Consider the following 20,415-nt stretch of genomic DNA (forward strand, 5'->3'; position numbering starts at 1 on the left):
TGAGCCCCTCGCAAAAAACCCGCCTGATGGCGGGTTTTTTATGGCTGGCGCTGAACGGGCTTTACTCGCAAAGGCGCTCTTCACTAAAGTGGTACCCCCTAGGGGGAAAGTCCTCATATAACAACAAACAAGGAAGATTTCATGTTCAAGAAAACCTTGCTGGGTGGCCTGGTGCTGACCCTGCTGAGCGCCCCTGTGCTGGCCCGCGACACCATAGCCGACTACCAGGTATCCGAAGCCTTGGCCCACCCCAAGGCTAAGGAAGTGCTGGGCGACAACATCCAGTTTTTCTTCGGCAAGCAGGCCCACGGCAAAGTCGAAAAGACCCTGGGTGAGAGCCGCACCAACCAGAAGACCAACGCCTTTGCCAAGAGCGACAAGGAAGCCTGCCAATGGGTGTTCCTGTCTGCCATGAAGGCCTTGAAAAACCAGGCCGAGGCCAACGGCGCCAACGCGGTGATCAATATCCGCTCCAACTACCGCAACAACCTCACCAGCAGCGACAGCACCTTCAAATGCGGCGCCGGCGCCATTATCGCCGGGGTGGCCCTGGTCGGAGACCTGGCGGTCATCAAGAAATAAAGCGGTGTTTTGCACCAGCCATAAAAAAGCGGGCCCAGGCCCGCTTTTTTAATCGACGATGATATGGGGTAGGAAGCGGGCGCTGTCCTTGGTGATCAGGCTGTTGTCCTCGCGGATGCCCATGCCGCAGGCGGTATCTCCCACCACCCAACTGCCTACCAGGGTATGGTTGCCGGCAAAGTTGGGTAAAGGTGCCAGGGCCTGGCGCACGAAACGGCCATCGTCGTAGGGGCCTTCGGCCTTCACCAGGCGGCCGTCGGGCAAGGCCAGCTCCACATTGGCCCCTTCCCGGGAAAACACCGGTTTGCGCACCCAGCCGGCCCCCAGGCTGGAGCCGTCATCGAAATGGGCTTCCAGCAGGTTGGGGTGGCCTTTATGGGCCTGCCACAGCAGCGGCAATATGCCCTTGTTGGCCAAAATCAGCTTCCAGGGCGGCTCCAGCCACAGGGTCTGGCTGGCAGCGATGTGGTCGGCAAAGGCCTCTTCGAGCATGAACTCCCAGGGGTAGAGCTTGAAGATGGCCGAGATCGGTGCATCGTCCCGGTCCACGAACTGCTCCCCCATCAGGCCGATCTGCTCCATGGGTACATAGCGGGTATCCAGGCCTGCCTGGGCGGCCACGTCCTGCAGGTAGCGCACCGTACCCAGGTCCTCGTCGCTGTGCCAGACGCTGGCAAAGTGCAGAGGGCTGGGCAGGCGCAGGGCCGCAAAGCGGGCTTCCAGCTGCTCTTGGATGCCGTTGAACTGGTCGCTGTGGGCCGGGACCATGTCGTGCTTGATGGCATCTTCCAGCCAGAGCCACTGGAAGAACCCCGACTCGTACAAGGAGGTGGGAGTGTCGTAGTTGAACTCCAGCAGCTTGGCCGGGCCCTTACCGTCGTAGGAAAAATCCATACGGCCATAGAGGTGAGGCTGCTGTCGCCGCCAGCTGTCTTTGACCAGGTCCCAATGGGCCTCGGGGATACAGAGCTGGCTGAGCTTTTCTTCGCTGGCTACCACCTCGTCCACCAGGCCCATGGCCAGCTCATGGATCTCCTGGGTGACATCCTCTATGTCGTTTTCCACCTGCTTGAGGCTGAAGCGGTAATAGGCAGACTCGTCCCAGTACTTCTCACCCTCTATGGTGTGAAACTGAAAACCCAGATCTTCGGCTTGCTTGCGCCACCAGGGGCGCTCTTCGATGCTGACCCTTTCCATCAGCCACCATAGCTCGAGCGGTGTGCCGCCTGGGCACCGAAACCACCGCGACTGACCACACCGGCCGGTGCCACTTTGACGTTGGACGGGTTGACCTTGACCGGCCCTTCGGTGCGGGATACCGGCACGTTCTGGGCGGTACGGTAGGTGTTGGGGTCATCCTTGGAACGGTACAGGGGCTGGGGCGGCACCTGGCGGCTGCCGTTGAGCATCTGCCCGGCCATAAAGCCCATCATGGCCGGCATGAAGAAGCCGCCGCCACCGCCGTGGTATTGCTGGTCCGGGGTGCTGCACTGGCCGGAGCCGAAGTCGGCTTCACAGGCCTGCAGGCTGGTATAGCGGGGAGCCGTCTGTTCGTGGTTCTTTTCCGCTTCACTAAAGGTGCTCTCGCAGTTGCTGCGGTCATAGTAACCGGCGCACTGGTCGACACTTTTGAAGACCTCGGCGTCCACCGGCGGTTCGGAACAACCGGCAATGTAAAGCACCGAAATGGGGGCCATCAGGGTCAGGGCCACTTTTTTACTGCGTTTCATGGCGTTCTCCTATCAGTAAGTCATACAGGCGGCATTGAGCAGGCCAACGGCAACCGAGGCCAGGCCGGTAAAGACGCCCGCAGCCAGTTCTCCCTGGCTGATACGCAAAGACAGGTCCCGCAGCAACAGCTGCAGCACCTTGAAAGTCAGGGTTTGTACCACCAGGGCCACCAGGCCCCAGCTGGCCCCGTCCACCCAGGACAGGGAGTTGGCCACGGCGCTGGCCATGGGCAGGGCAAAGCCCAGCAAAGCGCCGCCGAAGGCCAAGCTGGCCGCCAGGTTGTTCTGGCGGATCAGGGCAAATTCGTCATGAGGAGTGACCCAGGTGTAAACCAGGGTGAAGATCAGCAACATGCCGATGGCCAGGGCAAAATAACCGCCAAAGGCCGCCAGCGATTGCACAAAGAGAGGCAGGTTTTCCATGGGTCAATCCTTCTTGAGGTAGTCGGCTTCCAGCTCCACGATGCGGCTGACCGGCACAGTGCAACAGGTCAGCACTTCCCCTTCGTTGATGTAGGCGATAGGGGTCTCGAGGTAACGCACTTCCCCGCTTTTGAGGCGCATCCGACAGGCGCCACAAAAGCCGGCCCGGCATTGATACTCTACCGGAATACCCTTGAGCAACAGCTGATCGAGGATCGGCAGATCCGGTGCCACCGGTATGATGTGGTCCTTCACTACGAGGGCACGCTTGGTATCGTCCGCCATAAAGCCATCTTGAGGGGAAGCAGGCCCCTGACTATACCGCAAAGCCGCCTTGCGATGGACAGTCTGCATCCTTACAATCCCGTCGCATAAAAGTTGTTCTAAAAAAGAAAACCAAATGAAAAACAAAATACTCTGCTTGCTTACCTGCTTGTTGCTGCTGGGCTGCCAGTCCACCAAGCGCCAGGCCTTGGCCCCGGAACATAATGCCACCCTGGACAACAGTGTCATCATCCAGGACCAAGGCGCCATCCTGCTGGGGGCCCGCTTTGACGCCGACATCAGCCAGAGCGAGGCTATCCAGACCCTGGGGCCGGTGCAGGCCGAACTGCAGCGTTTCATGTTCCAGACCAGCTTCAAGCACAAGCTGCGCAAGGCCTTCTGGGACCACGAACAGCTGCACAACAACCGTATCATCGAAGTGGACAACAGCGGCGAGCTGGACAACCTCTTTGCCATAAGGGGCGTTGATGGCCGCAACGTGCTCAAGGTCATTCCCAGCTACAGCCTGAGCAGCGACCGGCGCCACCTGCAGGTCAGCCTCCTGGCCGAATACTATGCCCCGCCCCGCAAAAACCTCTACGGCAAGGAAGAAAGGCAGCAACTGCTTTATCGCAACAGCTTCTATTACCAGTCGCCGGCCTTGGCCTTCGAACCGCGCTTGAACCGCAACGCCAGCGAGTTGGCTGCCGAGCGCCAGGCAATAGAGCAAAAATACTATGCCCTGCTGGACCGGACCACAGATGGCTACAACCGCCTGCAACTGGTCAAGGAAAAGGAACGGGAACTCAAAGCCGTGGACAGCCGCCAGGACCAGGCCGACATCAGCCGCCAATACGCCGACTTCCTGCTCGGCCAGCAAGATTGGCTGATCGCCCAGGCCAACCAGGGCATGAGCGAGGTCATCGAAATGATGCTCTATGACCTGGACGCCCCGGCCCTGCCCGACATGAACGAAGACAGCCGCTTCCCGGCCGCTCCCGGCCGCCACTGGCAGCGTTTGGGCAAAAGGGAGGGGCGCAACCTGGTGTCCACCGCTCAGGGTGAGTCTTTTGACTGGGGCGAACTGGCCCAGGATTAAAAAAAGGCGTGGTTTCCCACGCCTTTTTTGTTTAGAGCGGCGCGCAGGCCGCCTTCAGCCAGTCCAGGGTGTGCCCGGTCACCCGGGGCCCTATCTTGGCCAGTACCTGGCCGTGGTACTGGTTCCACCAGGCCAACTCGTCGGCGCTCAGCAGGGCCTTGTCCACCAGGCGTTTGTCCATGGGGATAAAGGTCAGGTCGGCAAAGCCCAGCACCGACCTGTCCCCCGGGGCCTGGCGTTCCTGCACCACCACCAGGTTCTCGATGCGGATGCCAAAGGCCCCTTCCCGGTAGTAGCCCGGTTCGTTGGACAGCACCATGCCCGGCAGCAGCGGGTGGTTGTTGGCGGCCTTGCCAATACGTTGGGGCCCTTCGTGTACGCTCAGGCACTGCCCTACCCCATGGCCGGTGCCATGGTCGTAGTCATAGCCCTGGGCCCATAGGGGCGATCTGGCCAAGGCGTCCAGTTGGTGGCCGCAGGTACCTTTTACAAACAAGGCCCGGCTAAGGGCAATGTGGCCTTTGAGCACCAGGGTATAAAGGCGCCGCTGCTCGTCGCTGATCTCGCCTATGGCCACAGTGCGGGTGACGTCCGTGGTGCCCAGGCGATACTGGCCACCGGAGTCCACCAGGTAGAGGCCGTTTTGTGGCAAGGTAGCCGGGGCGCCGTTACGGAAGTTGTAATGGGGCAGCGCAGCATTGGCACCGGCCGCCGAGATAGTGTCAAAGCTGGGCTCCAGGTAGTCGGCCTGGGCCTTGCGGTAGCCTTCCAGTTGTTCGGCCAGGGCCGCCTCGTCGGGGCGCTGGCCCTGAGCCACTATGGCGTCCAGCCAGCACAGGAACTGGCTGACGGCCACCCCGTCACGTAGGTGAGCCTCGCTCATGGCGGTAATTTCCACGGCGTTTTTGGCCGCCTTGGGCACCAGGGCAGGGTCTGCACCCAGCACCAAGGTGGCACCGGCCGCCTTCAGGGCGTCCACCAGGTAGGCCGGGGTCAGGGCCTCGTCCACCAGCACTTTTTTGCCGTTAAGGGCAGTCAGTTCGGCAGCCAGCTGCGCCGGCGCCAACACCTCGACTCCCTCCCCCAACTCGGCCTCTGCCGGCAGCCGCTCTTGGTCCACAAACATCTTCAGCTGGCCATCGGCCGCCAGCAGGCCGCGCATCAGCAGCACCGGAAGGCAGGGCACGTCGGCACCGCGCAGATTGGTGAGCCAGGCCATGCTGTCGGGCTGGGCAATCAGCGCCACGTCCGCCTTAGGAGCAAAACCCCGGACCAGGTCCTGGCGTTTTTGCTGGCAGGTCTTGCCGGTCAGGCTGGTGGGTAGGGCAAAGCCCTTGGCGGACGGCAAGGCCGGACGGCTCGGCCAGCAGGCATCCACCAGGTTGGGGCCATGGACAAACTCGACCCCAGGGGCCCCTTCGCGCCACAGCCTTAATTGGCGAGCACTGACACAATAACTGTCAAAACCGACCCGGCTGCCTTGGGGCAGCTGGGCAAAGAAATCGGCGATGGGGCTTTCATGGAGGTGGTGAACCTGGGTACCGGCCGGCACCTGGGTTTTTACCTGCACAGTGTAGCGGCCGTCCACCCAGACATGGAGGGCGTCACGGGTAACCAGGGCCACCCCGGCCGAGCCGGTAAAACCGCTGACAAAGGCCAGCCGCTCGTTGGCGGCGGGCAGGTATTCGCCAAGGTAGGCGTCTTCATGGGGAACAAGCCAGGCGTCCAGGTCGCCGAGCTGGGCTTGGATCTGTTGTATCACCGACATCATGGCTCCTTAAATGGGTGAACCCGGTGGCAAGGTGCTCTGGGCCGGCAGGGGGGGTGACGGGTCGGCCAGGTAAGCGGCCAGCCAAAGCCCCGCTTCCCGCTGCTGGCGCGGCCAAGGGTCGTCACCCTTGCGGTTTTGCAGCCATTGCGCCGACAGCCTCAGCTCGCTGCGAAGGGCGGCAGCGGCCGGGGCCGACAGCTGGGGCAGGCTTTTGGCCAATTCTGCCAAGCCCTGCCAGGCCACGGCCTGTTGGGTAGGGCTGGCTTGGCTGCGCCGCCAACGGTTGAGCACCAGAGTATTGATGGCGGCCAGCATATCAGGCCCCTTGGCCTGCTGGTAGAGGCGCTCCAGACGCGCCGGTGCCAGGGCCGGGGCCAGCACCAATTGGGCTGCCGCCTCGACCGACGCCTGGGGGTCAAACTGCTGGCCAAGGCGGCTTGGCAGCCATTCTTGGCGCAACTGGTGGTCCTGGCCGGCAGCGGGCATGGCCAGCACCAGATCCTGGGGCAAGGCCAGTACCGCATCGGCCAGCAGGCCATCCAGGGCCGCCAGGGCCGCTTGCTGTTGCTCAGGCGCCACCGGCCAGGTGCCCAGGCGCCCTTCCCCCTGGCGGCCATAGGCATAGTGGCTGCCCCCCAGCAGCCGGGCTACCGCCTCGGCCTGGTAGCGGTGCAGCAGGTACAGGGGGGTGAGCTTGCGCTGCCAGTCATCACCGCGCTCGCCTGGGCCCACCGCCTCCTTGGCAAAGCGGCCCAGGGCCAACTTGCGCGCCGCCAGCAGCTGCTCAAGGGCCTTCAAAGGGTCGGCGCCAAAGTCCCAGAGGTTGGCGGCCTGTTCGCTGCTGCCATAGCCCCTGGCCCCTTCGTCCGAGATATAGGCCTGGCGTAGGTTGTCTTTAATCAGGGCGCTGCGCTGGGCCTGGTCCTTGGCGTAGGCATACTGGACCAGGTAATGGTCCCAGCGGCCAAGACCGACCCCGTAGGCCCCGGCCAGGCTGACCTGGCCGTTTTCGACGCTGACCTTGGGATGGGGGTAGTCCATCACCGAAGCGTCATCCTGGGTGCTGGCGGCAAAATTGTGCTGAAAACCCAGGGTATGGCCCACTTCATGGGCCGCCAGTTGGCGAAGGCGCGCCAGGGCCATTTCAAGGGCCTGCTGGTGATGGGCCTTGCCCACCAGGGCCTCGGCAATGCGCAGATCCTGGCGCACCCGCAATGAGCCGAGGCTCACCTGGCCTTTTAAAATTTCCCCGGTGCGGGGGTCCACCACCGCCGCCCCATAGGACCAGCCACGGGTGGCTCGGTGTACCCAGTTGATGACGTTGTAGCGGATATCCATGGGGTCGGCGCCGTCCGGCAGCACCTTGACCTGAAATTCGATACCTACTTCCTTGAAGGCGGCGCTCCACCAGCGGGCGCCGTCCAACAGCGCCGAGCGCACCGGCTCGGGGGTGCCATTATCCAGGTAATAGATCACCGGATGCTTGGCATCGGCCCGGTGGCGCAGCTGGTAGCCCTGTTCAATGGGCTGGTCCAGGGGCACGGCGTAATCCTGAAAATCCACCGAGAAGGCGCCGCTGCGGGGGTGGTAGGGCAGCGGCGTGTAACCGGCGTCCGGCAGGCGGATAAGGGACAGGCGCTGCACCAGGGTCAGGTGGCCGGCGTCCGGCAGGGCCCAGCGAATGGCCTCCCCCGTGGCGTCACCGGTAAAGGTCAGCACCCCTTGCAGCTCGGTGTTGTCGGCAAAACTCTTGGTGTTGGCCCAGTCCAGGGCCGACAGACCCTTATTGAGGCTATAGCTGCCCTGCCCTGCGCCTTTGACCCGGGCCGCCAGGCTTTGGCGGTCGGCCAGCACCAGGGAACTCAAATCCAGGTACTTGCCGTCCTTGAGGGGGCCTTGCCAGAGCACCGAGCGGGCAAAGGCCTGGGCTACCGCTTGTTGCTCGTCGGCAAAGCCGCCCCTGGCCCGAAACTTGGTGTTGTCCTGGATCAGCTGCACCTGATTGCCCTGGCGGGAAAAGTGCACCAGCAAGGCTTCGCTGACCTGATTGCGGTCCAGCCCCACTTCGTTGGCGCCCAGGCCCCAAGGTAGACTGGCGTGCAGCAAGAAAGGCTCGTCAAAGCGGGGCGCTATCCACAGGGCCCCCTGGTTTGGGTCGGGGTAGAGATCATAAAAGCCAGGCTTGGCCTTAAGGCCGTCGATGACACTGGCCTGGGCAAAGCAGGCCCAGCACAGGGCCAGCAGGGCAAAAAAGCGCATTAGGGTCTCCCGGAAGCGAGGGTTACCTACCCATTGCGCCTTTTTTATCAGCATGTTGCAAGGCGCTTGGGTTTGAACGCCTGACAAGTCCGACAAGTTACTGCACAATGGCCCGACCATATAAGAAGGAGCAGCACCCATGCGCAAACTGACCCCGGCCCTGATCATGACCGCCCTGCTGGCCTTGCCGGCCCTGGCCCACAACATCCAGGAAAATGCCCCCCTGCCCGCCGTCACCGTCGACGACGAAGGCGCCATCACCCTGGACGGCAAGGAATTCGGTTACGCCCCCTTTTCCAGTGACAGCCTGACCGGCAAGGTCAGGGTGATCCAGCATTTCGCCGGCCGCACCAGCGCCAAGGAGATCAACGAGCCGCTGATCGACGCCATCAAGGCCGGTCACCTGCCCCAGGACAAGTACCAGACCGTCACCATCATCAACGTCGATGACGCCGTCTGGGGTACCGGCCCCTTTGTGCGCAGCTCCGCCAAAGACGGTAAGAAGGATTTCCCCTACTCAGAAGTGATTCTGGACGAGAAAGGCCAGGTCAAGAAAGCCTGGGAGCTTGACGGGAAAAGCTCCGCCATAGTGGTGCTGGACACCCAGGGCAAGGTGCGGTTTGCCAAAGACGGCAAACTGACCGAGCAGGAGATTGCCTCTGTGATGAGCCTGCTGCAAAGCCTGTTGGCCGGTGCCTGAGCACAAACTCAAACAAAAAAGGACGAGCCAGGCTCGTCCTTTTTTATTACCAGCGCCGTACCGGCCCGGTGTCGATGTGGATAAAGCCGTCCTGGGGGTAGTAGCCCACCCCGCCGGCCTTCATGGCCAGGGCCGCCTTGTGGGCCTTGGCCAGCTGCACTCCGGGTAGGCGGATATCGATGGCCTTGCCAAGGCAGTGGAAGGACTTGGTGGCCACGTGGCGGCCGGCCTTCTTCATGGCGGCGTTGGAGGCCGGGCTACGATAGCCGGAGATGACCTCTATGGTGCCGTCAAAGCCCAGGTTGCCGGTCAAGCGGGTCAGTTGATCAAAGAGCGCCGGATCCATCTGGGTCACATCACCGCTGCGGTGGTCTTTGAGCACATGATTGAAGCTTTGCAGTGTTTCCTTGAGATAAAGGCCGTTTTGCCAATAAACCCCATCGGCCTTGTCGCCGGTGTGGAGATTCATCAGGCTCAAAGCCCTTTTGTGGCCGACGCTGGCCAAAGCCTTCCCTGGTAGGACACTGGCGGCAGCCAGGGTGCCGACGCCAAGCAAAAAATGGCGACGGGAGAGCACTTTCCCCTGCATTTCACCTCCTACAGCTGGGTGTTTTTGGATGCTTAGTCATAAAACTGCCATCAAACTACAGGCTGCGCAAAAAATGATCAATCTTTATGCAGGGCATATTGTGAATTGGCCCCCAGATCCAAACCGTAAAGATCGTCCCTGAACTGCAAGCGCCCCTCATCGTCCAGCCAAGCTGTCCAATAGACCAGGGCGATGGGCAGAGGCACCGTCAGGGGGATCTTGACCCGTTGGCCACTGGCCACCCTATCTCGCCAATCGGGATGGTCGAAAAGCAGCTGGGCGGCCAGGCTGTAGGCCTCCTCGACCCGGATGCAGCCGGAGCTGTAGGCCCGTCTGGCTTGGCGAAACAGGCTGGGTTGGTTGGTGTGGTGCAGGTAAATGGCGTCGTTGTTGGGCAACACGAACTTGAGCCGGCCCAAGGCATTGAAGTCCCCGGCCCGCTGACGCAGCCGCCAATGGGGGGGCCAGGGCGACGGCAGCTCATCGGGCATGGGCACTACCCGGGTCTGGTTGCCGTAGCCTTCCACTATGTCTATCTGGTGCTCTACCAGTTCCGCTACCCCCAGCCTGCGCACCTTGGGCAGGTAGTCTCGGCGAAAAATGCTGTAGGGCACGTTCCAGTAGGGGTTGAGTTCGATGGCGGTGACCTGGGTTTCCATCTGCGGGGTGGGCCGGGACGGGCGCCCCACCACTATCTTGGAGTGCAGGCGCACCTGGTCGCCGTCGAACCAGGTCAGGGAAAAGGCCGGGATATTCACCACCAGTTGCTCGGGGGCCGGCTGGAGTTGGGCCATGCGCTGAAGGGTGCCCTGGATCTGCAGCAGCCGCTGGGCCGGGGTGACGTTAAGGGCCTGGCGGGTGGCCTGGCCAACGATGCCGTCTTCCTTAAGGCCGTGGCGGCCCTGGAAGGCTTTCACCGCTGCCACCAGCTGCTCGTCATAAATGTCACCCGGCTCGGCCAGGTCGCTCAGATCCCCCGTTAGCCAGAGGCGCTCGCGAATGGCCGGCACCAGGTCGCTTTGCTGGCCCGGTTTAAGGGTGGCTCCTTCCAAGTAGGGCCAATGGCCCATGTCGGCTAACAGCTCCATCTGCACGGCCGCTTTTTGCAGTGCTTGGCGCTGGTCGCTCAGCCAGTCGGCTTGCAGCGGCCAGGCCCACAACAGCAGCACTGTCCAAACCCACGCTTTGATGGCCATACAACCTCCCCTACCTAGTATGGTCGGCCAGCGACAGTCAGGGAGAATTAGGATAGGCTGGCAACAGTGCTTTTAATGCAGCGGCGACCATGGAAAAGACAGCCCCAGTGGAAAGGATGGGTTACAGCACCCAGGACAGGCTCCGGCAACTGGCCCAGCAGCAAGGGCTGGAAGGCTCGCTGTACAGCGACGCCAAGGGTGACCCCCTGGACAGGGCCAGGCGCCGGGCGGCGCTGGGCGGGTGCCGCCCCCCCCCCCGCCAGCGCAACCTCGAAGCCATACTGCACAAGGCCCTGCTCCAGGCCAATGCCGACCTGGTGGTGGACGAGTTGGACGGGGATTGGTTCTACCATTTCAGCCGCCTGTCGGAGAACACCGGCAACCCCCGCATGCAGGGGTTGTGGGCCACCATACTGCTGCGCGAGCTGGAACAGCCCGGCAGCTTTTCCCGGCGCACATTGGAGGTGCTGGAAAAGCTCTCCCTCAAAGAGACCCAGCTCTTTGCCAAGGTGGTCAACATGGCCCTGACCGTGGGCCAGGAATACCGGTTGGTAATAGGGCTATACAAACGCCACGCCCTGGGGGGCGGCCATACCCGGCTGCTGCCCATGGGCCAGTTCGGCCTGCCCTACTCTGCCCTGGCCACCTTGATGGAGCTGGGTTTGCTGCAAAGTTCGGAGCTGGTCAGTGCCGACCTGCGCCAAATCCCCTTGCAGTTCAGCATGGGCGGCCATCGCGGCCAGCTGCTGGGTAACCGGCGGCGGGTGCACCTGACCTACTACCGATTCAGCGTGATTGGTGACGAGCTGGCCCGGCTGGTGGCCACCGAGCCGGACAGCAAGTTTGAAACCGAGCTTAAGCGCTTGGCGGAAGGGGAACTGACCCTGAGCTGGCAATAAAGCCGCCGTTACGCAGGGCCTCTCGGTGGTAGCTCATGGGCTGGCCGGCCAGGGTCAGCACCTGGCCGCCGGCCGCCTCCAGCACCGCCTGGCCCGCCGCCGTGTCCCACATCATGGTGGGATTAAAGCGGGGGTAGAGCTGGGCGCTGCCCTCGGCGATGGCGCAAAATTTTAGGCTGGAACCGCGATTGGCCAACTGGTACTGGCCCAGCCTTTCCAGCCAACCGGCCAGTTCCGGCGCCGGGTGTGAGCGGGACGCAAGCACCACCGGCGGCTGGGTTGCAGCCTTGACCGCAATGGCCCGGCGCTGCCCGGCCACTTCCAGGTACGCCCCCTTGCCTTTTTCACCCACATAGAGATGGTCGGTGGCCGGTACGTAGACCAGCCCCAATACCGGCTGGCCGGCCTCGATAAGGGCGACGTTGACGGTAAAGTCCGGGCGCCCGGCCAAAAACTCCTTGGTGCCGTCCAGCGGGTCTACCAGCCAGAATTTTTGCCAATGCTGCCGCTCTGCCCAGGGGGTATGGGACCCTTCTTCCGACAACACCGGGTAGCCGGTGTCGCCAAGGGCCACCATCAGAATGTCATGGGCCGCCTTGTCGGCCAGGGTCACCGGCGAGCCGTCGGACTTGTCCTCGGCCGCTACCTTACCCTGGAAGGACAGAGCCTTAAGCCCCGCCGCCTTGACCGCCTCAATCAATGCCTGCATGCCACTCCACCTTGTCGTCCAGCCAGGCCAATACCTTGGCCACCGCCTGCTCCGGCGACAGCTGCTGGGTGTTGACCACCAGGTCGGCACTTTGCGGCACTTCGAAGGGTGAGTCCAGCCCGGTCATCTGGGCTATCTCGCCCCGCCGCGCCTTGGCGTAAAGACCTTTGGGGTCCCGGGACTCGCAGGTGGCCAAGTCCGCCTCCACGTAGATCTCCACGAAGACTCCCTGGGGCAGGCGCTCACGAATGAGCTGGCGATCGGCGGCAAAGGGCGAGACAAAGGCCGCCAGCACTATCAGGCCGGCGTCCACCATCAGCTTGGCCACTTCCCCTACCCGGCGCAGGTTCTCGGTGCGATCGCTGTCGCTAAACCCCAGATCGCTGCAAAGGCCGTGGCGGACGTTGTCGCCGTCCAGCAAGAAGGCATGTTTGCCCCGCTGGGCCAGGGCCTGTTCCACACCGTTGGCCAGGGTCGATTTACCGGCCCCGGACAGGCCGGTAAACCACAGCACCAGGGGCTTTTGCCCCAGGGCCTCGGCGCGGCTGGCAGCGTCCACCGTGTGCTGGTGCCAGGTCAGGTTGCTGCTCATGACCAGTCGCTCACGTCGATGGCCTGCCAATGGGGGTAGTGGCGGCGAATGTAGGCGTTAAGCTCTTTCTCGGCCTGGCTGATGGCCGGGCGCTGGCTGTTGCTGTCGGCCACCGCTTCTTCGGCCATAAAGGCCGCCACGGTCTGCTGGGTATCCGGGTCCACCAGCAGCAGGCTGCCGGTGTGGCGGCTTTGCTGGTAGATGTCCAGGGCCTGGCTTTCTTCCAGCTGCAAGGTCACCTGGCCGATGGCGTTGGCGCTCAGCTCGGCGTCGTCGCTGATGGTCCAGTTGTCCACGTTGAGCTGGCCGCTGACGTTGATGACCTTGCCCCAGGTCCAGCGGCTGGGCGCCTTGATACGATAGCGCTTGCCGGGTTGATGGCCCTGGTCGTCCAGCCATACCAGCCAGCCTTTCCAGGTGCGGGCTGCCGTGACCGGGCCATTGCTCAGCCAGTCGCCACGGCTGATGTCGATTTCCCGGTCCAGCTGCACCGCCACGGCGTCACCGGCCCCGACCACCTCGGTTTCTTCACCGGAGCGCCACACGCTTTGCACCAGGGCATGGTTGCCGGACGGCCAGTGGTAGACGGTGTCGCCGGCCTGCAGGGTGCCGGCAAAGAGGGTGCCGGCAAAGCCGCGAAAATCCTGGTTGGGGCGCAGTATGGTCTGCACCGGCAGGCGCACGCCCTTGAGCTGAGGGCGGCTGACACTGGCATCTTCCAGGGCGCCAAGCAGGGTCGGGCCATGGTACCAGGGCATTTTGCCGGACAGCTTGGCCAGGTTCTCGCCTTTGAGGGCAGACACCGGCAGCACCTTGATATTGGCGCCGGGCATACGCTCGGCCAGCTGGTAATAGTCGGCTTCGATGGCCTTGAAGGTGGCCTCGTCGTAGTCGACGGCGTCCATCTTGTTCACCGCCACCACGAACTGGCGGATGCCCAGCAGGTGGCACAGGAAGCTGTGGCGGCGGGTCTGGCGGATAATGCCTTTACGGGCGTCCACCAGGATGATGGCCAGGTCGCAATGGGAGGCGCCGGTCACCATGTTGCGGGTGTACTGCTCATGTCCGGGGGTGTCGGCAATGATGAGATGGCGGCTGCCCGCTTCGGCAAAGCGCCAGGCCACGTCTATGGTGATGCCCTGGCTGCGCTCGGCTTCCAGGCCGTCCAGCAGGTTGGCAAAGGGCAGTTCGCCGTTCTCAAGGGGGTCGCCAAGGGCCTTGAGCTGGTCGGCATAGAGCTGGCCGGTCTCGAACAGGAAGCGGCCAATCAGGGTGGACTTGCCGTCGTCCACCGAGCCGCAGGTCAGCAGTTTCAGTGTGTCTTGCATCAGAAGTACCCCTGGCGTTTCTTACGTTCCATGGCGGCGGTGGAGTCTTTGTCGATCATGCGGCCGGAGCGCTCGCTGGCGCCCAGCTGGCCCAGCTCGTCCAGTACCTCGTCAAGGGTCTGGGCGTCGGACTCGATGGCGGCGGTCAGGGGGTAGCAGCCGAGGGTACGGAAACGTACCTTTTTCAGCTGCGGCACTTCGCCGGGCTCGAGGCGGAAACGCTCGTCGTCCACCATGAACAGCTGGCCGTCACGCTCCACCACGGGGCGCTCGGCGGCAAAGTACAGCGGTACCAGTTCGATTTCTTCGGCGCGGATGTAGGCCCAGATGTCCCGCTCGGTCCAGTTGGACAGCGGGAAAACCCGCATGCTCTCGTCCTTGGCCAGGTCGCTGTTGACGTGGGTCCACAGCTCCGGGCGCTGGCGGCGCGGCTCCCAGCGCTGGAAGGCGTCGCGGTGGGAGAACACCCGCTCCTTGGCGCGGGAGGCCTCTTCGTCACGGCGGGCACCGCCGAAGGCGCAGTCGTACTTGCCACGGGCCAGCTCGGCCTTGAGGGCTTCGGTCTTCATCACGTCGGTGTAGCGGCTGCCGTGGTCGAAGGGGTTCAGCTTCTCGGGGTTTTGCACCACTTTCAGATCCAGGCCGAACTTCTTGGCCTGGGCGTCACGGAAGGCGTACATGGCCTGGAATTTCCAGCCGGTGTCGATGTGCAGCACCGGGAAGGGCACCAGGGCCGGCAGGAAGGCCTTGCGGATAAGGTGCAGCAGCACGCTCGAATCCTTGCCGATGGAATAGAGCATCAGCGGCCGCTCAAACTCGGCTGCCGCTTCACGGATGATGTGCAGGGACTCGGCCTCCAGGGCCGCCAGATGGGGACTCAGGCTCATTTGTCCTCCTGATATAGGGTCACGGTGTCGCCCACGATAAGGAGCGCGGGTGATTGCACCTGCTCCCGGGCAATGGTGTCGGCCAGTTGGCCAAGGTCGGTTCGAAAACGGCGCTCTTCGGGCCTGGTGCCGTTCTCCACCACCAGTACCGGGGTGGCGGCGGCCAGGCCACCGGCGATCAGCTCGTCGGCAATATGGCTGCTCTGGGTCAGGCCCATGTAAATGGCCAGGGTGCTCTTGGGCTGGGCCAGGGCGCGCCAGTTGGCGTCTTCGCCGCCGGGCTGGCAATGGCCGGTAACCAGGGTCATCTGGTTGGCCAGGCCCCTGTGGGTCAAAGGCACCTGGGTGCGGGCGCTGCAAGCAGCGGCGGCGGTGATGCCGGGCACCACTTCCACCGCTATGCCGGCGGCGCGGGCCGCCAGCACTTCTTCGCCGCCACGGCCAAACACGAAAGGATCGCCGCCTTTGAGGCGCACTACCCTTTTGCCGGTGCTGGCTTCGCGCACCAGGATCGCTTCAATCTCCTGCTGGGGCACCGAATGCAGGCCCTTTTCCTTGCCCACCGAAATAAAGTGGGCGTCGCGGCGGGCAAGGTTCATGACCGCAGCGGAGACCAGCCGGTCATAGACGATAACGTCCGCCGCCTGGATGGCTTGCAGGGCCTTGAGGGTCAACAGATCCGGGTCTCCGGGGCCGGCGCCCACCAATTTCAGCCAGCCTGAGCGGCGGTTTTCACCGGCCAGCAAGGCTTCCAATTCGGCTTCGGCGGCCGCAATGTCACCCTTGGCCAGCTGCTGGCCGGTGTCACCGTCCAGCAACGCTTCCCAGAAGCGGCGCCGGTCGCTGAAGCTGGCCAGGCGACTGGCCACCTTGTCGCGAAAACGGCCCATCAGCGCCGCCAGGGCACCGGTCCACTGGGGTACTTCGGCTTCCAGTTTTTCCCGAAGGCGCCTGGCCAGCACCGGCGCCTGGCCGTCGCTGGAAATGGCGATGGTGACCGGCTTGCGCTCCACTACTGCCGGCACTATGGCACTGCACAGCGCGCGCTGGTCCACCACGTTGCTCCAGATCCGGCGTTCGTTGGCGGCCTTGGCCACCGCCTCGTTCACCAGTTCGTCGTCGGTGGCGGCAATGGCCAGCCAGACCCCGTCCAGCCACTTGGGCTCGAACTGTTCGGCCACATGGTCGATGGGGCTGGCGGCAATTTCGGCGCACAGGCGCTTGGCCACCAGGCGCACCTTGGCGCCGGCCTTATGCAGCGCCTGGACCTTGCGCCAGGCCACTTGGCCGCCCCCCACCACCAGCACATCCTTGCCATGCAAATCCAGAAACAACGGAAAATCGTGCATCAACAACTTACTCGTGCAGGCCACATTCACGGACCAGGCCGCCAAAGCGGGTCTGTTCCTCGGTCATCTGTTCGGACAGGGGCACGGTGGAGTGCCAGTCCCCCACCGACACATAGCCCTTGTCCCACAAGGGGTGGTACGGCAGGCCGTGTTCGCTGAGGTAGCGGAACACGTCGCGGTTGTTCCAGTCGATAATGGGGTAGACCTTGGTACGGCCGTTCTGGCTTTCCAGCACACCGCGCCCTTGGCGGGTGCTGGACTGGTCCCGGCGCAGGCCGGCAAACCAGCTCTGCACCCCAAGCTCGTCAAGGGCGCGCTGCATGGGCTCGACCTTGTTGTCCTGGTTGTAGGCCTTGATGCCGTCCACCCCCTGCTCCCAACGCTTGCCATGGCGGGCTTCCTGCCAGGCGGCGCTGGTTTTGGGGCTGTACACCTTGAGGTTCAGCCCCAGCTTGGCGGTGAGCTGGTCCACAAAGCCGTAGGTCTCCGGGAAGTGGTAGCCGGTGTCGACAAAGATCACCGGAATACCGGGCGCCTCGCGGCTGACCAGGTGCAGCATCACCGCCGCCTGGATACCGAAGCTGGAGCTCAGGGCAAAGTCACCGGGCAGCTTATCCAGGGCCCAGCGCACCCGCGCCGGGGCGTCCAGGCCCTCCAGCAATTGCTGGTCTTCAGGCGTGAAAATCGACTTGGGCATCTTTGACCTCCTTGACCACGCCAATGCGCACCACGAAGTCGCCGAAGCGTTCGTCGGCGTTGCGCTCGGCGCGATAGCGGCTCAGTACCGGTTTGAGTTCGGCGAGGATCTCGGTCTCGGTGAGGTTCTCGCGATACAGCTTGTTGACCCGCAGGCCACGGCCGTCGGCGCCCAGGAACAGGTTGTAGCGGCCGGGGGCCTTGCCCACCAGGCCGATTTCGGCCAGGAAGGGACGGGCACAACCGTTGGGGCAGCCGGTGATACGGGTGACGATGTCCTGGTCGCCCAGTTCCACTTCGTCCAGCAGATCTTGCACCTTGGCGACGAAGTCCTCGAGGTAACGCTCGGCTTCGGCCATGGCCAGGCCACAGGTGGGCAGAGCCACACAAGCCATGGCGTTTTCCCGCAGGCGGGTGGTGGCCAGGTTCAGGCCATGTTCGGCGACCAGGGCGTCGATCTTGGCCTTCTCGGCCTTGGGCACACCGGCAATGATCAGGTTCTGGTTGGCGGTCATGCGAAAATCGCCCTGGTGCACCTGGGCAATGGCGCGCAGGCCGGTCAGCCAGCCTTGGCCGGGCTTGTCGATAAGGCGGCCTTCGGGCACGAACAGGGTCAGGTGGTCGCGGCCATCCACACCCTCAACCCAGCCGAAGCGGTCGCCCTGCTGGGTAAAGAGCACCGGCACTTCCGGCAGGAAGGTGACGCCGCTGCGCTTTGCCACTTCGGCGCGAAAGGCGTCCACACCCAGGCGATCGACGGTGTACTTGAGGCGGGCGTTCTTACGCTGCTCACGGTTGCCGTGGTCACGCTGGGTGGTGAGCACCGCTTCGGCTACCGCATTCATCTGTTCTGGGCTGATAAAGCCCAGGCAGCTGGCTACCCGCGGGTAAGTGGCGGTGTCGCCATGGGTAGTGCCCATGCCGCCGCCCACCAGCACGTTGTAGCCGCGCAGCTTGCCGTTTTCGGCGATGGCCACAAAGCCCAGGTCGTTGGCGTAGACGTCCACATCGTTATGGGGCGGGATGGCTACCGCAGCCTTGAACTTGCGGGGCAGGTAGGTATCGCCGTAGATGGGCTCGGCGGAGTCGGCCACCTTTTCCTCGTCCAGCCAGATTTCATGGTAGGCACGGGTGTTGGGCAGCAGGTGCTCGGACAGGGCCACGGTCTGGCGGTACACCTCCTGGTGCAGGCTCGAATCCACCGGGTTGGTGTTGCAAAGCACGTTACGGTTGACGTCGCCACAGGCGGCGATGGAGTCCAGCAAGGCGCTGTGCAGGCCCTGGATAAGGGGCTTGAGGCTTTCCTTGAGGATACCGTGGTACTGGAAGGTCTGGCGGGTAGTCAGGCGCACGCTGCCGCCGGAAAGCTCACGGCCCAGCTGGTCGATCACCAGCCACTGCTCTGGGGTTACCACGCCGCCCGGTACCCGGGCCCGCAGCATAAAGCTGTACAGGGGCTCGAGCTTGCGCTTGGCACGCTCGCTGCGGATGTCCCTGTCGTCCTGCTGGTAGAAACCGTGGAACTTGGACAGCTGGGTATCGTCCTCACGCAGGGCACCGGTATGGCCGTCGTGGAGGCTGTCTTCCAGGGTGCCACGCAGGTGGCGGCTTTGGATCTTGATGCGTTCGTTGGGAGAGGCCATCAGTAAACATCCCTCAGGTAGCGGCCCTGGGCGCGCAGGTCGTTCAAATAGGTTTCGCCGTCGGTGTTGCCGTGGCTTTCGATGATGCCGGCCAGGGCCTGGTGCACGTCTTTGGCCATGCGTTCGGCGTCGCCGCAGACATAGAGGTAGGCGCCGTCGTTCAGCCATTGCCAGACATCGGCCCCCTGCTCTTGCAGGCGGTGCTGGACGTAGATTTTGTCTTGCTGGTCGCGGCTGAAAGCCAGGCTCAGCTTGCTCAGCAGCCCTTCATTGAGCCAGCGCTGCCATTCGGTTTGGTACAAAAAGTCGTTACGCAGGTTGCGGCTGCCAAAGAACAGCCAGTTGCGGCCAACTGCTTCGGTGGCTTCCCGTTCCTGCATAAAGGCGCGGAACGGCGCCACCCCGGTGCCTGGGCCAATCATGATCATCGGCTTGTCGGCGTCCGGCAGGCGGAAACGGTTGTTGGGCTGCACATAAACCTGCACCTGGTCACCGGCTTGCAGGCGGGAAACCAGGCCGGAGGCCACCCCGAAGCGGGCGTTGCCTTCGGCTTCGAAGGCCACCAGGGCCACGGTCAGGTGCACTTCGCCCTCGGCTTCGTTGGGGGAAGAGGCGATGGAGTAAAGGCGCGGCGCCAGGGGCTTGAGGGCGTCCACCAGCTGCTGGGCAGTCAAAGACTCACTGCGGGTGCGGATACGCTCGGGCAGCTGGCCCTCCCCTTCGGACAGTTGCAGCTGCGCGACCGTCTTGGGGTGCAGCACTGTCAGTTCTTTGCCTTTAAGGGCATCGAACAGGCGCAGCTGCTTACCGTCGAGGCTGACGATTTCGTCGGCGTTGAGGCGGGTGGCGTCCAGCACCGCCTGCACCAGCGCGTCGCTTTGCTGCACCACAATACCCAGGGCGTCACCGGGCTGGTAGCTGAGGCTGGGTACGTCCAGCTCCAGGTGGAACACCTCGTGGCCGGCGTCTATGGTCAGGGGCTGTACCGCCAGCACTTCGGCGCTCAGCGGGTTGGCGCGGGTGGGCTGGGCAACGGCAGTGCTGCTGACCTCGGCGGCGCTTTGCACCTGGGGCACGGCAGCGGCCAGGGCCGACAGCAGCTCGTCTTGCCAGGCCTGGACATTGGCCTGGAAGTCCACGTCGGCTTCCTTGATGGCCAGCAAGCGCTCGCCGCCGGCGGCGGCCAGGCGCTCGTCAAAGTCTTTGCCGGTCTGGCAAAACAGCGGGTAGGAGCTGTCCCCCAGGGCCATGACCGAGAAGCGGGTTTGGCTCAAGTCCGGGGCCCGCTTGGAACCCAGCAGTTCGTGCAGGGCAATGGCATCGTCCGGCGCCTCGCCGTCACCGTGGGTGGATACCACCAGGGCGATGTCTTGGGCCTCACTGAGCTTTTTGGCCTTGAAACCGGCCATGGAGGCCAGGGTGACGCTGAGGCCGGCAGCCTTGGCCGCTTCGGCAAAGGTCTTGGCAACGCCTTCGGCATTGCCGGTCTGGGAGCCATAGAGCACCAGCAAGGGGCGGCTGGCCGCAGCGGGGGCCGCCAAAACAGGGGCTTGGCCACCTTGGGCCTTGCCGTCGGCAAGGCCAGCCAGGTAACCGCTCAGCCAGCGCAGGTCGTCGCTGGACAACTGCGAGAGTTGTTCCCTGACCGCCTGGGTCAGTTGATTCAATACTTGGGTCATGGGCGCGTAGGTATGGACAA

Annotated in this window: 20 protein-coding genes; 4 read left to right on the forward strand and 16 right to left on the reverse strand. The window is 63.5% G+C overall.

What is annotated here, in order from left to right; translation table 11 throughout:
* Positions 1-141 precede the first annotated feature (141 nt).
* Positions 142-582 carry an excinuclease ABC subunit A gene (locus B3C1_RS09920; RefSeq protein ID WP_008484582.1) on the forward strand — a complete coding sequence of 147 codons (441 nt, stop codon included), beginning with the start codon at positions 142-144 and terminating at the stop codon, positions 580-582.
* A gap of 48 nt (positions 583-630) precedes the next feature.
* Here B3C1_RS09920 and B3C1_RS09925 read toward each other — a convergent pair whose 3' ends face one another.
* From B3C1_RS09925 to yfaE, 4 genes are read right to left on the reverse strand one after another with little or no spacing between them, the layout of a single operon-like run.
* Entirely contained in the window at positions 631-1,779 is a 1,149-nt protein-coding gene (locus B3C1_RS09925) for a glutathionylspermidine synthase family protein (RefSeq protein ID WP_008484583.1), read from the reverse strand.
* Positions 1,779-2,312 carry a DUF1190 domain-containing protein gene (locus tag B3C1_RS09930; RefSeq protein ID WP_008484584.1) on the reverse strand — a complete coding sequence of 178 codons (534 nt, stop codon included), beginning with the start codon at positions 2,310-2,312 and terminating at the stop codon, positions 1,779-1,781. Before B3C1_RS09930 ends, B3C1_RS09925 begins: the two co-directional genes overlap by 1 nt.
* 12 nt (positions 2,313-2,324) lie before the next feature.
* Complete coding sequence (locus B3C1_RS09935; RefSeq protein WP_008484585.1) at positions 2,325-2,735, reverse strand: DUF350 domain-containing protein; 411 nt, start codon at positions 2,733-2,735, stop codon at positions 2,325-2,327.
* A gap of 3 nt (positions 2,736-2,738) precedes the next feature.
* Positions 2,739-3,020: a class I ribonucleotide reductase maintenance protein YfaE gene (gene yfaE / locus B3C1_RS09940; protein WP_008484586.1), complete on the reverse strand. Its 282-nt coding sequence runs from the start codon at positions 3,018-3,020 to the stop codon at positions 2,739-2,741.
* 115 nt (positions 3,021-3,135) lie between these two features.
* On the opposite strand from yfaE, the gene B3C1_RS09945 reads away from it, so the two are divergent.
* On the forward strand, positions 3,136-4,098 hold the full coding sequence (locus B3C1_RS09945) for a hypothetical protein (RefSeq protein ID WP_008484587.1): 963 nt from the start codon (positions 3,136-3,138) through the stop codon (positions 4,096-4,098).
* Between the two features lie 31 nt (positions 4,099-4,129).
* Here B3C1_RS09945 and B3C1_RS09950 read toward each other — a convergent pair whose 3' ends face one another.
* The gene (locus B3C1_RS09950; RefSeq protein WP_008484589.1) at positions 4,130-5,866 is read right to left on the reverse strand and encodes an aminopeptidase P family protein; all 1,737 of its coding nucleotides are present in this window, start codon (positions 5,864-5,866) and stop codon (positions 4,130-4,132) included.
* 9 nt (positions 5,867-5,875) lie between these two features.
* On the reverse strand, positions 5,876-8,128 hold the full coding sequence (locus tag B3C1_RS09955) for a zinc-dependent metalloprotease (protein ID WP_008484590.1): 2,253 nt from the start codon (positions 8,126-8,128) through the stop codon (positions 5,876-5,878).
* A gap of 139 nt (positions 8,129-8,267) precedes the next feature.
* Between B3C1_RS09955 and B3C1_RS09960 the strand changes: the two genes are divergently transcribed.
* Positions 8,268-8,828 carry a YtfJ family protein gene (locus tag B3C1_RS09960; RefSeq protein WP_008484592.1) on the forward strand — a complete coding sequence of 187 codons (561 nt, stop codon included), beginning with the start codon at positions 8,268-8,270 and terminating at the stop codon, positions 8,826-8,828.
* A gap of 46 nt (positions 8,829-8,874) precedes the next feature.
* Here B3C1_RS09960 and mepK read toward each other — a convergent pair whose 3' ends face one another.
* Complete coding sequence (gene mepK, locus B3C1_RS09965) at positions 8,875-9,417, reverse strand: peptidoglycan L,D-endopeptidase MepK (protein WP_008484593.1); 543 nt, start codon at positions 9,415-9,417, stop codon at positions 8,875-8,877.
* A gap of 77 nt (positions 9,418-9,494) precedes the next feature.
* The gene (locus tag B3C1_RS09970) at positions 9,495-10,613 is read right to left on the reverse strand and encodes a L,D-transpeptidase family protein (RefSeq protein WP_008484594.1); all 1,119 of its coding nucleotides are present in this window, start codon (positions 10,611-10,613) and stop codon (positions 9,495-9,497) included.
* 89 nt (positions 10,614-10,702) lie between these two features.
* Between B3C1_RS09970 and B3C1_RS09975 the strand changes: the two genes are divergently transcribed.
* Positions 10,703-11,512, forward strand: coding sequence for a TIGR03899 family protein (locus B3C1_RS09975; protein WP_083858300.1), 810 nt, complete (start codon positions 10,703-10,705; stop codon positions 11,510-11,512).
* Here the strand turns inward: B3C1_RS09975 and cysQ are convergent.
* The 8 genes from cysQ to B3C1_RS10015 are packed head-to-tail and all read right to left on the reverse strand — an operon-like array spanning position 11,469 to position 20,395.
* Positions 11,469-12,221 (reverse strand): 3'(2'),5'-bisphosphate nucleotidase CysQ, encoded by a 753-nt coding sequence (cysQ, locus tag B3C1_RS09980; protein ID WP_008484596.1) that lies wholly within the window; start codon positions 12,219-12,221, stop codon positions 11,469-11,471. The genes B3C1_RS09975 and cysQ overlap by 44 nt on opposite strands.
* Positions 12,205-12,813: an adenylyl-sulfate kinase gene (gene cysC, locus B3C1_RS09985; RefSeq protein WP_008484597.1), complete on the reverse strand. Its 609-nt coding sequence runs from the start codon at positions 12,811-12,813 to the stop codon at positions 12,205-12,207. Before cysC ends, cysQ begins: the two co-directional genes overlap by 17 nt.
* Positions 12,810-14,141 carry a sulfate adenylyltransferase subunit 1 gene (locus tag B3C1_RS09990; RefSeq protein WP_008484598.1) on the reverse strand — a complete coding sequence of 444 codons (1,332 nt, stop codon included), beginning with the start codon at positions 14,139-14,141 and terminating at the stop codon, positions 12,810-12,812. The genes cysC and B3C1_RS09990 overlap by 4 nt, the downstream gene beginning before the upstream one ends.
* Positions 14,141-15,028: a sulfate adenylyltransferase subunit CysD gene (gene cysD / locus B3C1_RS09995; protein ID WP_008484599.1), complete on the reverse strand. Its 888-nt coding sequence runs from the start codon at positions 15,026-15,028 to the stop codon at positions 14,141-14,143. The genes B3C1_RS09990 and cysD overlap by 1 nt, the downstream gene beginning before the upstream one ends.
* Entirely contained in the window at positions 15,025-16,377 is a 1,353-nt protein-coding gene (gene cysG / locus B3C1_RS10000; RefSeq protein WP_008484601.1) for a siroheme synthase CysG, read from the reverse strand. The genes cysD and cysG overlap by 4 nt, the downstream gene beginning before the upstream one ends.
* Positions 16,378-16,384: 7 nt before the next feature.
* Positions 16,385-17,074: a phosphoadenylyl-sulfate reductase gene (locus B3C1_RS10005; protein ID WP_008484603.1), complete on the reverse strand. Its 690-nt coding sequence runs from the start codon at positions 17,072-17,074 to the stop codon at positions 16,385-16,387.
* The gene (gene cysI / locus B3C1_RS10010; RefSeq protein ID WP_008484604.1) at positions 17,049-18,716 is read right to left on the reverse strand and encodes an assimilatory sulfite reductase (NADPH) hemoprotein subunit; all 1,668 of its coding nucleotides are present in this window, start codon (positions 18,714-18,716) and stop codon (positions 17,049-17,051) included. The genes B3C1_RS10005 and cysI overlap by 26 nt, the downstream gene beginning before the upstream one ends.
* On the reverse strand, positions 18,716-20,395 hold the full coding sequence (locus B3C1_RS10015) for a diflavin oxidoreductase (protein ID WP_035481710.1): 1,680 nt from the start codon (positions 20,393-20,395) through the stop codon (positions 18,716-18,718). Before B3C1_RS10015 ends, cysI begins: the two co-directional genes overlap by 1 nt.
* Between the last annotated feature and the right edge of the window lie 20 nt (positions 20,396-20,415).

The sequence above is a fragment of the Gallaecimonas xiamenensis 3-C-1 genome, from assembly GCF_000299915.1.
Lineage (GTDB): Bacteria > Pseudomonadota > Gammaproteobacteria > Enterobacterales > Gallaecimonadaceae > Gallaecimonas > Gallaecimonas xiamenensis.